Source organism: Nostoc sp. ChiQUE02 (assembly GCF_034531305.2).
In the GTDB taxonomy this organism is placed as follows: domain Bacteria; phylum Cyanobacteriota; class Cyanobacteriia; order Cyanobacteriales; family Nostocaceae; genus Nostoc.
This window is the reverse complement of sequence record NZ_JAVRBN020000005.1, coordinates 224,656-237,259: the sequence shown is the minus strand read 5'-3', so window position 1 is coordinate 237,259 and position 12,604 is coordinate 224,656. Positions and strand designations below refer to the sequence as shown.

The 12,604-nt window shown below is 41.1% G+C and carries 5 protein-coding genes; 2 read left to right on the top strand and 3 right to left on the bottom strand.

Annotation, left to right across the window (positions count from 1 at the left end; all coding sequences use genetic code 11):
* Window positions 1-118: 118 nt before the first annotated feature.
* Window positions 119-1,540: an ATP-binding protein gene (locus RM347_RS07550; protein ID WP_322719181.1), complete on the top strand. Its 1,422-nt coding sequence runs from the start codon at window positions 119-121 to the stop codon at window positions 1,538-1,540.
* 77 nt (window positions 1,541-1,617) lie between these two features.
* The gene (locus RM347_RS07545; protein WP_322719180.1) at window positions 1,618-7,665 is read left to right on the top strand and encodes an eIF2A-related protein; all 6,048 of its coding nucleotides are present in this window, start codon (window positions 1,618-1,620) and stop codon (window positions 7,663-7,665) included.
* Between the two features lie 650 nt (window positions 7,666-8,315).
* Here the strand turns inward: RM347_RS07545 and RM347_RS07540 are convergent.
* The 3 genes from RM347_RS07540 to RM347_RS07530 all read right to left on the bottom strand — a co-directional run bounded on the left by RM347_RS07540 (window position 8,316) and on the right by RM347_RS07530 (window position 12,384).
* Window positions 8,316-8,951: an acetoacetate decarboxylase family protein gene (locus RM347_RS07540; RefSeq protein WP_322719179.1), complete on the bottom strand. Its 636-nt coding sequence runs from the start codon at window positions 8,949-8,951 to the stop codon at window positions 8,316-8,318.
* A 180-nt stretch (window positions 8,952-9,131) separates the two neighbouring features.
* Entirely contained in the window at window positions 9,132-11,036 is a 1,905-nt protein-coding gene (gene dnaK, locus RM347_RS07535; RefSeq protein ID WP_322719178.1) for a molecular chaperone DnaK, read from the bottom strand.
* A 529-nt stretch (window positions 11,037-11,565) separates the two neighbouring features.
* On the bottom strand, window positions 11,566-12,384 hold the full coding sequence (locus tag RM347_RS07530) for an SDR family oxidoreductase (RefSeq protein WP_322719177.1): 819 nt from the start codon (window positions 12,382-12,384) through the stop codon (window positions 11,566-11,568).
* Window positions 12,385-12,604: the final 220 nt, after the last annotated feature.

Sequence of the window (12,604 nt, the reverse complement as noted above, 5' to 3'; positions counted from 1 at the left end):
CTCTCAGTCTCTAAATACCTAAAAATTGCTGTAATTACAGAAATTACTGAAAAATTTTGCGGAATATGTAACAGGCTTTGTGTTGACAATAAAGAAAAGCCTTGTTGGGAAATAGTTAATGAAACTGGATTTACAGAAGTTTTACCAGGCTTGCAACCCTAGCAAGACCTTGGCTGTGGAAAATGCCGAGGATCGAAAATACTATATTGATTTTTCCTCAGTGCGCGGTGGCAGGATCATTGAGGAGTTAAAAGAAAATATTACATTTTTTTCACCTGAAGGCCCTACCTGCGAATTATTTACAGGACACATCGGCTGCGGTAAATCTACAGAATTGCTCAGACTAAAAGCAGAATTAGAGCAAGCAGGCTTCCATGTGGTATATTTTGAGTCCAGTCAAGACCTAGAAATGGGTGATGTCGATATCGGTGATATTTTATTGAGCGTAGCTCGTCGAGTTAGTGAAAGTCTCGATAGCTTAGAAAAACTAGAAATCCCTGAACCCCAAGGTCTGAAAAAAATACTTCAAGGAGCCGCTAAACTGTTGATGACAGAAGTTGAAGTTTCTGCGGAAGCATTAATTCCTGGCATTGGTAAAGTTTCCGCTAGTACTGAGGGCAAGTTTGCTGCTGAAGCGAAAATTCCAGGTATTGGAGAACTGAAAGCGAGTGAAAAAGAAGGTGTATCAGTGGTGGCGCTAGGCATTGGCAAGATTACAGCCAGAGCCAAAAATAGCCCTGAACTTCGCAACAAGTTAAGAGAATATTTAGGGCCGCGCACAAAAGGCATTATAGATGTAATTAACGAGGAACTACTTGAACCTGCCATAGTTAAACTGAAAGAACTGGGCAAAAAAGGACTAGTGGTAATTGTCGATAATCTCGATCGCGTCGAAACTGCTGCCAAGTCTTGGGGACGGCCCCAGCCAGAATATCTATTTGTAGACCGAGGGGAACAATTAACTCAACTCAAGTGCCATGTGGTTTACACCATGCCTTTAGAGTTGATGTTTTCCAATGACTTGAGTCGGTTGACACAGCGATTTATGGTAGATCCAAAAGTGTTGCCAATGGTGCCAGCGCAGTTACGAGATGGCAGTGAATGTGCTGAAGGAATGGCACTATTGCGACAGATGGTATTAGCAAGAGCTTACCCTGATATACAGCCAGGCGATCGCCTCGCCCTGATTACAGAGATTTTTGATACCCAGGAAACCTTAAATCGACTGTGCCGAATCAGTGGCGGTCATGTCCGAGAATTACTCAGACTGCTCAATGATTGGATCAAAAAGGAAAGAAGACTGCCTCTATCTCGTGCGGGGTTAGAAACTGTAATTAGAGCCTATTCCAATCAAATGACTTTAGCAATCACAGATGATGAGTGGGACTTGCTGCGTCAGGTACAACAACGAAAATGGGTGAGCGGCGATAATGGATACCGAGTTTTGGTACACAGTCGGTTCGTCTATGAGTACCGAGACACTCAGGGGTCTTGGTTTGAAATTAATCCGATTTTGGCAGAAGCGCCAGGATTGCAGTAGAGACGCGATTAATCGCGTCTCTACAATAGTTTTTAATCTCCCCCTGCTCCCCCCCATCTATCAAGCGAGGTCTAGTCATGAGTGATTTACAGCCACTCGCAATCGACAACGAAAATTCTTTACAAGAATTAGCATGGGCGATCGCTACTTCTCAAGGAGAATTTTCCCTGATTTTGGCACTTTGTAATGCAGCTAATTTGCGAAAACGTTTGGTGCAAAGTTTGCAAGCATCCAGCGATTTAGAAATTCGGGAAATAGTTTTGGATAAGTCAATTAAGACATTTTTTCAGACTATTCAAGACTCACTAGGCTTGGAGCATCCCCAGGCGTTAGTCGTGTCTGGTTTAGAGGCGGTTACTAAGCTTGAGCTAGTTCTGAGTGCGGCTAATCAGGTAAGGGAAGAGTTGAGAAAAAATTTCCACTTTCCGTTGGTACTGTGGGTAACGGATGAGGTACTGCATAAACTCATGCGATTAGCACCAGATTTACACAGTTGGAGTACAACTGTTGAATTTGCGATCGCCACTGATGATTTAATCGATTTTATCCAGCAAACTGCTAATGAAGTTTTTGACAAAGTTTTAGCTGCTGGTGCAGGCAGATATCTCGACAACAGTGCGCTTAATTTACAAATTGGCTCTCCGCGTCGCGTTGAATTGGAGTCTGCATGGCATGATTTGCAAAATCGTCGTTTGAGCCTGAATCCAGAGCTAGAGGCGAGTTTAGAATTTATGCTAGGTCGAGCTACTTCTAGTTCACTGGAACTGTCAGGGCAACATTACGAGCGTAGTTTAGCACTTTTCGGTCAGGAATCCCTATCTCCCCAGTTCCTAGAGAAACGCGCTTGTTTACTCTACTCTATGGGATTATGGTGGCGAACCTACGCAGTATTGCATCATCCTGAACGAGATCAGGCTCGTAGTCATGCCAAAGATTATTTTCAGCAATCTATTGAGGTATTCGAGCAAGCTAACCGCCAAGACTTGGTAGCTAAATTTATCAACGCTTTGGGTTCTGTATTGCAAAGTCTCCAGCGTTGGGAGGAATTGGAGGTTGTTGCTAACAAAGCATTGGCTTTGCATCAAACCTATCCCGATCAGTTTAAATTAGCCAGAGCTTATAGCTTTATGGCTGAAGTGGCAATAGCCAAATCAGCTTGGCATAAGGCAAAGGAAACGGCACAACAAGCGCTTTTTCTGCTGGATAGCGTTTCAATAGATACATCTAACCCAATCTCAGAGGAGATGAAAGCAGATTTAGATTGGGAAAGGTCGTATCATCGGGGTTGGTATTTGTTTGCGTTAGCGCGATCGCAATCTGCACTCAATCTACCAGAAGCAGCACTCGAAACCTTAGAAACTGCCAAAACACAAACCAAACCCCAATACGATCCAGAGCTTTACATTCACATTTTGGCAGACTTACGAGCAAGCTACTTTCAAAAAGGTGAATATCTCACTGCATTTCATCTTAAACAAGAACAGCGCTCAATTGAACAGCAGTATGGTTTACGTGCTTTCATTGGTGCAGGTAGATTACAGCCACAACAAATGGTAAATAACCCAGGTTTACCAGCAGTTGAACAACAAGCAACAGTAGCTACAGAAATTGCTGCTTCCGGAAGACAGCAAGATATTATTCGCCTGATTGAACGCATGGGTCAATCTGACCGTAAACTAACAATAATTCATGGACAATCAGGGGTTGGCAAAAGTTCAATTTTACAGGCTGGATTAATCCCAGCATTGAAACAAAAATCAATTGCAACTCGTGATGTTGTACCTGTTTTGCAACAAGTTTATCCAGATTGGATTGGAGAATTGAATAATCGGCTAAGAGATGCTCTCTGTTACCTAAGCTCCGAAGTCAGGGGGGAAGCATACTCTCCTCCTCTGTTAGAAGAAGGTTTAGGGCAAAGGGCTATCCTCAAGCAATTAGCAAAACATGATGATTACAACCTGCTAACAGTTTTAATATTTGATCAATTTGAAGAATTTTTCTTCATTTACAAAGACCCAACTAGTAGAAAACCTTTTTATGAATTTTTACGTGAATGTCTGGATATACCTTTCGTAAAAGTTATCTTGTCTTTACGTGAAGATTATGTTTATTATCTATTGGAATGTAACAATCGCCTTGCTAACTTTGAAGTAATTAATAACAATATTTTAGACAAGGATATTCTCTACCATTTGGATAACTTTTCAGTAGAAGATACTAAACAAATTATTCAAACATTAACTCAAAAAAGCCAGTTAGTTCTAGAAACATCATTAATTGATGAATTGGTAAATGATTTAGCTAGAGATTTAGGGGAAGTCCGCCCCATTGAATTGCAAGTAGTAGGAGCGCAACTACAAACAGAAAAAATAACAAACCTAGAACAATATCAGCAACATGGACCTAAAGAAAACTTTGTTGGGCGATTTCTAGAAGAAATTGTCAAAGACTGTGGTTCTGATAATGAACAAATAGCCAAACTAGTTTTGTACTTACTCACCGATGAAAACAATACTCGCCCTTTAAAAACTCGTGCTGATTTGGAATTAGAGTTAGATGTAAAGTCTCAAAAACTAGACTTAGTTTTAGAAATATTAATCAAATCAGGATTAGTGTTAAGAGTGCCAGCATCACCTGCTGACCGCTATCAACTAGTACATGATTATTTAGTGCCGTTCGTTCGTCAGCAACAATCAGCCAGATTAATTGCTGAGTTAGAAAAGGAGAGAGAACAACGAAAGTTAACAGAAGCGAAGCTGAATGAGGTTCTGCAACAGCAACTTTTAGAGACACGTAGAGGCTTAGTTTGGAAAGTAGCATTAGGAACTATTACTGGAGGATTGGCAATATTATTACCGTTGGTATGGATCAATCAAAATAATTTTCAACTAGCTTCTACAAGTGCTAGATCAATCAATCTTCTGAAATCTAATCAAGATTTAGAGGCGCTGGTCGAAAGTATAAAAGCAGGTAAACGACTGCAACAGTGGTGGTCAGTTGGAGTAAAGCCCGAAACCGAAATGCAAGTAAAGACTGTATTACAAGATGCAGTTTATACCATAAAAGAGCGTAACAGATTAGAGGGTTATAGCGATGCTGTCACCAGTGTGAGTTTTAGCCCTGATGGGAAAATGCTAGCTTCTGGCACAGCAGATGGCACCGTAAAAATCTGGAGTAGCGATGGCAGAGAAATCAGCACATTCAAAGCCCATGAGCGGAAGATAACTAGCGTTAGTATCAGCCCTGATAGTCAGAAGATAGTTTCAGTTAGTGAGGACAAAACTCTGAAACTATGGACTTTAAAAGATAAAAAAATTAACTCTTTAAAAGAAATTACCGCTTTTAAAGAGCAAAATATTGAGATTACTACAGTCGCCTTTAGTCCCAATAGTCAAAAGCTACTTACTGGCAGCGCAGACGGTATTATGAAACTCTGGAGTCTTAATACTCAAGAAGTCAAAACTTTTAAAGGACATAAAGATACAATCATTAGTGCCAGTTTCAGCCCTGATGGTAAAACAATAGTTTATAGTAGTGCAGATTCCACCGTGAAACTGTGGGATCTTGATACTCAAGAGATTAAAAAATTTAATTGTAACTGTTATTTTTCTAGTGTCAGTTTCAGCCCTGATGGTCAGACAATTGCTGCAACTGGAATTTCTAGTGAAGAAGGTACTATATTGTGGCGTCGTGACGGTTATAGGTTGCAAAGAATTGCTCAGAGGGATGAGCTTATAAGTTTCAGCCCTGTTGGTAATACCATAACATTAACGAATTCATCTGATAATAATCCATACAACGAAAATAGAAATATCGTATCTGCAAAGCTTTACGATCTACAAACAAAATACACAACTGACTTTGAACTCAAAGGGCATAAAGATAAGGTAACTAGCATCAGCATTAGCCCAGATGGCCAGATGATCGCTTCTGGAAGTGAGGATCAAACTGTGAAACTTTGGAGTCTCAAAATTAGGAATTTTACAAATTCTGATAATAGTGGGGTCAGTAACTTAAGTTTTAGCCCAGATGGTCAGCTAGTTGCTTCTGTTAGTAATAATAACAAGCTCCACCTTTGGCAAAGTGACGGTACTTTGAGAACAACTATACTAGGGAGTAATTCAGAATTCAATTTTAGCGGTAATAGTCAAATGTTAGCCTCCGCTAGTCAGGATAGTACACTTCAACTATGGCGGAGCAATGGTAGTTTTATCACTACTCTTAAAGGTAAATATATTGATGGAAGCTTTAGCACTGATGGGCGAACTATTGCTTTAGTCAAAGATGACAACAGTGTAGAACTATTAACAAGTGATGGCAAGCATATTAAAAATCTCCTCGGTCATAAGGATGAAATCTATCTGATCAGATTTAGTCCAGATGGAGAAACTCTCGCCACAGCCAGTAATGATAAAACTATCAAAATTTGGCGACGGAATGGCGACCTCATCAAAACCCTTGAGGGTTATAGTAGACCGATAAATAATATTGAGTTCAGTTTTCATGGCGAAACACTAGTTGTTTCGGATCAAGATAACGAAGATAATCAAACTTTAAAATTTTTGCAGCAAAACGGTAAATCAAGAACTCTCAAGGTTGATGATCATGATTCAGTCACATTCAGTCCCGACGGAGAAATATTAGCCATCCGCAAAACAGATGGCGATACACAAAAAATAGAACTCAGGCGGATGAGCGGTAATTTGATCACAACCTTTCAAATACAGGATGCGAACAAATCAATTTATATCGTAGGTTTCACGCGTGATAGTCAGACAATAGTTACTTATTATAACGAGCAAAACAAAGTGCAATTCTGGAGTCGTGAAGGCAAACTAATTTCAACTTTTGATAAAGCAACTATACAAGCTTATAGCCCTGATTTCCAAACTTTGGTGACAGTGGAAGGAACTAATAAAGTAAAACTCGTTAATCGTTATGGTACGCCAATCAGAACAATACAAGTTCGTAGTCAGAGGGTAAACCTAGAAGAATCTAGCGGTTATTCAAGATTTAGTTTCAGCCCAGATGGCAAAACTCTAGCTATCCGCACAGATTTTAACAATATAGAAATCTGGCGAATTGATGATGGAACTTTGATAACCACTCTCAAAGGTTCTACCAATCAAGAAACTGAGAGGTTTAGTAATTATGGAGAAAACTTGCCCATAAGTTTTAGTTCAGATAGTAAAACTTTAGTTATCCGTACTGCAGAGAATAGCGTGCAGTTTTGGAGAATAGATACCAAAAAAAACAAAATCCCAAAATTGCAAAGTAATTGGGTTAAGGAAATTTTGTCTGTTCCTCATACTGACAAAATAGCAATTGTTGGTGGTATTGACACTGTAAAACTATGGCAGCTTCCTGATAAACTAGGCAAGGAAGCACAACTCTTACAAACTTTTAAAGGGCATGATAATCTGATTACTAGTGTCAGTATCAGTCCTGACAGTCAGATTATAGCTTCAGCAAGTAAGGACAACACAGTAAAACTTTGGCGACGCAATAGCAAGGGCAGATTTGAAAGTTTACCATACAAAACATTCACAGGGCATAAAAATAAAGTGAATAGCGTCAGCTTTAGTCCAGATGGTCAGCTCATTGCCTCTGCCAGTGCTGACAAAACCGTCAAAATATGGCGACCAGTTAATGGCGAGGTAATTAAAGAATTTAAAGAGCATAGAAATAATATTACAAGTATTAGTTTCAGCCCCAATGGTCAGCTTATTGCCTCTGCTAGTAAAGACAACTCTATTAAAATCTGGAGTCTTAAAGACAAAGATAGCAAAACAGTAACTATCGATAATGATGAACCTGCGACTAGAGTTATATTCAGTCCTGATGGTCAGCAGATTACCACAGCTAGCTGGACAAAAGTTAAACTTTGGAGCATTGATGGTACTCCGTTAACCACTTTTGAGCGTTTTGGCTGGAATGATGTGAGTTATAGTCCAGATGGTAAAAGTATTGCAAGCGGTGGTAATAAAATTTCAGTTTGGAATTTTGACCTTAAGGAACTGCTCAAGCGCGGTTGCGTGGCAGCGCGTGATTATCTGAAGAATAACCCAAAAGCAGAGAGCGATCGCTATCTCTGTGACGACATCTACAAAAAAAGTGAAAAATAAAGGTGTCTGATTTAGAGTAAAATAAAACACCTTTAAAAGACTGTTATTGCTAATATGGTTTAAATATCGAATATCATCTATTTATGGAGTGCGATCGCTAGTTCGTGACTATCCATTTCGCAACCATGCATAATGTTATTATCTTAACTTTAGCGTTTTATACAGGCATTTATAAAAAATATAAGTTAAAGCATGACAGATTTGAGATTAGATTATCAATTTATTAAAAAAGTTAGTAATCTTGTTATTTCCATAAAAAACCCTACTGTTAATCAACAGTAGGGCAAGTTTTTTAATTGTGTCGTTTTCTCAAACTTGCTAATTAAATAAACATTTCGATTTAAAAATGCTACATATTACATACAATTAATAATTACGAGATAATTTAGATAATCTATTCCTCATCCTTTCAAGCGACCGCCCTATGTTTACTTTTATAGGTATATATAGAGCTACAAAATCAAAGTGCAGCATTCCGGATTATGCCCCAATATATTAAAAAGCAACTTGAGGTCAGACATTGCCTTGGTATTGTCCTCAATCTGGAAATGTCTAGTACAGCTTGGCAAAAATCCAGCTAACATCTCAATTAACCAGACAATTTGCTCTTAGCAACTGGTTAAAGATAGGCAAACTTCCGGCACAATGTACTAAATACCCATCTTACCTACCACTTTTGGCGCATCAACCCGCAGGCTCATCTGCTCACAACGCACAGTTAACCAAGGCTGACCTAAACCTATTCCATAAAAAGGACTTTCGGCGGGGATTTCTAACTTAGAACCAATCAAACCCAACAGAGACTCAAATTCAGCAGGGAATATCAGCAAATTACCATCCTTTGCGCTGAAACTAGAGGCACTTAACCTCTGTCTCCATGCCAAGCTTTGTTGATTATAGTTGAGACTACACAATCTCCGGTTTCCCTGATGCACAGTGACATGCTTTCCTTGTTCCCAGGTAAACTCAGCTAGTTCCTTTGGTAGTCCCCAAATTTCTTGACCGCCAGCCACCGAATCAACATTATCTACATAAATGTGAGAAATCCAAGCGCCGATTTTCCTCTGGTAACTAACCAAAGCGGAGGCAATAATTAACTCACTGTACTCCAGTACTGAACCTGACCCGTAATTAGATAAATATACACTACCGAAAGTTTTACCAGGCCACACAGAAATAATTTCTAACTCTAAGGGAATCAAGGGGCGCACTCGGTCACTATTTACCAAGTGCAAAGTTTGGATAGCATAACCTTGAAGTGTCCAAGGTGCTTGTGGATATGGCATAAGAGAGTTAAGAGTTAATAGTCAGGAGTTAGGAATAAAGTTAAGAATTAAAATCAAGAGTTAGCAATATTATTTTTACTAATAACTTATAACTCCTAAAAAAAAATCCCCACTCAGGCATTTGTCTGAGTGGGTAATATGAGGTGGGACTAAATAATCTTCCCAAAAGAAGTAGGGAAATTATTTGCTCTCTGTAAAATCAGCGTCAATCACATCGTCGCCACTACCAGAGCTAGATGTGGAACCACCATCTTGAGGTTCAGCGCCTGGTGCAGCACCACCGCCAGCTTGTTGATAGATATTGCTACCAACGGCGAATAGTGCTTGTTGCAATTCTGGGGTGAGCTTCTTGATTTGCTCATCGTCTTCTTTAGCAACTGCTTCCCGCAGTTCTTTCACTAAACCTTCAACTTTAGTCTTGTCAGCAGCGGGAACTTTATCGCCCAATTCTTGTAGCTGTTTCTCGGCTTGGTATGCCAAAGAGTCGGCTTGGTTCTTGCGTTCAATCTTCTCACGTCGTTCTTTGTCAGATGAAGCGTTCTGTTCAGCTTCTCTAACCATCCGGTCAACATCAGATTTATCCAGGGTGGAAGCGCCGGTTATGCTGATGGACTGTTCTTTACCAGTGCCTTTGTCCTTAGCGGTGACGTTAAGGATACCGTTGGCGTCAATATCGAACACCACTTCAATTTGAGGAACGCCGCGTGGTGCAGGAGGAATACCATCGAGGCGGAAGGTTCCCAAGCTCTTGTTATCGTTAGAGAATTCGCGTTCACCTTGGAGAACGTGAATTTCTACGTTGGTTTGACCATCCACAGCGGTGGAGAAAACTTCGGATTTCTTGGTGGGAATTGTTGTGTTGCGGGGGATAATTTTAGTCATCACGCCGCCCAATGTTTCAACACCCAAAGATAGGGGTGTCACATCTAACAGCAAGATGCCAGTAACATCACCAGCGAGTACCCCAGCTTGAATAGCTGCACCAACTGCTACGACTTCATCGGGGTTAACGCTTTGGTTGGGGTCTTTACCCAATACCTGCTTCACAATCTGGTGGACTGCGGGAATCCGGGTAGAACCACCAACTAATACCACTTCATCAATATCACCTTTGTTTAACTTGGCATCCCGGAGAGCGTTTTCCACAGGAACACGGCAACGGTCGATTAAGTCAGAGCAAAGTTCTTCAAACTGAGCGCGAGTCAAGGTTGTATCCAGGTGCTTGGGCCCATCCTGGGTAGCAGTGATAAATGGCAAGTTAATTTCTGCTTGGGTGACGCTAGAAAGCTCAATTTTGGCTTTTTCTGCGGCTTCAGTCAGACGTTGTAAGGCTTGTTTGTCTTTCCGCAGGTCAATACCTTCGGCTTTCCTGAACTTCTCAGCTAAGAAGTCAACTATTTTTTTATCGAAGTCGTCACCACCAAGGTGGGTATCACCAGATGTAGCTAGTACTTCAAAAACTCCATCTCCTACTTCCAGCACGGATACGTCGAAGGTACCGCCACCAAGGTCAAATACAAGAATAGTTTCGTTACTCTTCTTGTCAAATCCATAAGCCAGAGAAGCAGCGGTAGGCTCGTTGATAATCCGTAGAACTTCAATCCCGGCAATTTTACCAGCGTCTTTTGTCGCTTGCCGCTGAGAGTCGTTGAAGTATGCTGGAACGGTGATTACAGCTTGGGTTACGGTTTCACCCAGGTATTTGCTGGCGTCTTCAACTAGTTTGCGAAGAACTTTTGCAGAAATTTCTTCAGGAGCAAACGGTTTACCAGCTATAGGACAATCTAATTTGACATTGCCGTTGCTGCTGAGGACTTTGTAAGAAACTTCCGTAGCTTCGTTACTCACTTCGTCGTAGCGGCGTCCGATAAAGCGTTTGACTGAGTAAAACGTATTTTCGGGGTTCATCACCGCTTGGCGTTTGGCGATTTGGCCAACCAAGTTATCGCCATTTTTCGCAAATGCGACTACTGATGGCGTTGTCCGAAAACCTTCAGCATTAGCAATTACTGTGGGTTTACCACCTTCCATCACTGCCACGCAGGAGTTCGTTGTTCCTAAGTCAATTCCAACTACTTTTGCCATTTTAGGTGCTGGCTCCGTATAACTACAAATGAATGAATGAATGAGAATATAAAGGACTAAATTTTGAACCAACAGGGTCAATAAATCAGCCAGTTCAGCATCAATACCTTTGGTTTGGCTTTCCTGGGGTTAAAACTCCAGATTACGCTGATATATATACTGAAGCTTAGTGATAGCCAGTCCATGAAGGGTGGTTTCCCGAACCTTGCTTGGGACGGTTAAACTAACTAAATTGTGTTTTTAGTTGGTTCATGGATTAATTTGCCTTCACTTTGTCTAATGTATGAGAATTAATACTTTCAGTAATTAGGGTGAACCGTAACGTCAGAGTGGTGTTTGCCGTCTTTAGAGGGAACAAAGTACAGAAGCACTGAGAATATAACCAGATTAAAAGGCGCGTAGGCGTAGCCCACGCTTCCGTAATTCCGTATATTCGGCAATATTTGGGGATTAGGGATTGGGAACTCGGGCCCCCTTTGAGGATAAGGGGTAATGGGGATTGAATAAAATATTACTCAGCACTTACCACTCACTCAAGCCCAGAGAAAAGAGTTTCCCAATCAATCACAGGCGGTCTTTGTCCCTGGTTGACTATTTCAAAAATTTTCCTAGCACTACTTGGCTGAAAAAGGCATTCTACACAAGCATTGGCTACGTCAATTCGACTGGTATCACCCGAAAGTGTATCCCCAGTGCCTACGACCACACCGTATTTACCCCCTGTTTTTGCCTTGAGAAGGGTGTTGAGGTCGTATGAGGTATATGGCCCGTCAATGAGGCGTCCTGGACGGATAATGGTGTAGGGTAATCCTGAATTAATAATGGACTCCTCGCCCTTTTGTTTGGCATCCAACACGCCAAAAGCATTAAGAATACTAAAAGGAAACTGATTTTTACGCAGAATTCCACAGGAAGAGACGAAAACGAATCGCTTCAAATTCCGGGGTGCTGCTACCACTAGGTTGCTTACACCTTGGGCATCGACCTTTGCTGGACTATTCTTTGCTTTTGCTTCACTAGATTTGGGGTTAAGGAAAGTGATTCCCCATTCAATCAAGTTCGGGGATTGGTCAAACTCCCATCGCGCAGAGGGAAAGGCAGTGGTTCCAGTACAACTGATGATGTGGGTGACACCTGGCGTTGCAGCTGGTAGTGTAGCTGGCTGACGGATGTCACCGACGGCAATTTCCACTCTCTGGTTAAACATCTCTTCAGCTTTTGTAGCATTGCGTGTCAGGACACGAACTTTCACGCTCTTTTCCAGCAGTTTGCCTACCACCAGTTGCCCCACTCCTCCAGTAGCACCAGCAACTAGTACCAAATCTTCAACTGAATCAAAAGAAGTCATAAAGTACTTTTAAGATAGTCTATTGCTAATCTACCTAAAAAAATGCGATCGCCTACGGCAGGGCGTACATCGCACATCGCTAAAAGAAACCCAGATTAAAAATTTTGCTAATGGCTGTTGACTCTGTAGCTTTCAGGCTGAGAACGGGGAATTTTAGGAAAAGGACAAACTCCCCAAAACTGAATTAGCACAGTAGCCAGCACTTGAGGTTTCGAGCAAG

Coding starts and splice junctions, on each gene's coding strand:
- RM347_RS07550 (WP_322719181.1), top strand. CDS start 119: ATGAAACTGGATTTACAGAAGTTTTACCAGGCTTGCAACCCTAGCAAG.
- RM347_RS07545 (WP_322719180.1), top strand. CDS start 1,618: ATGAGTGATTTACAGCCACTCGCAATCGACAACGAAAATTCTTTACAA.
- RM347_RS07540 (WP_322719179.1), bottom strand. CDS start 8,951: ATGCCATATCCACAAGCACCTTGGACACTTCAAGGTTATGCTATCCAA.
- dnaK (WP_322719178.1), bottom strand. CDS start 11,036: ATGGCAAAAGTAGTTGGAATTGACTTAGGAACAACGAACTCCTGCGTG.
- RM347_RS07530 (WP_322719177.1), bottom strand. CDS start 12,384: ATGACTTCTTTTGATTCAGTTGAAGATTTGGTACTAGTTGCTGGTGCT.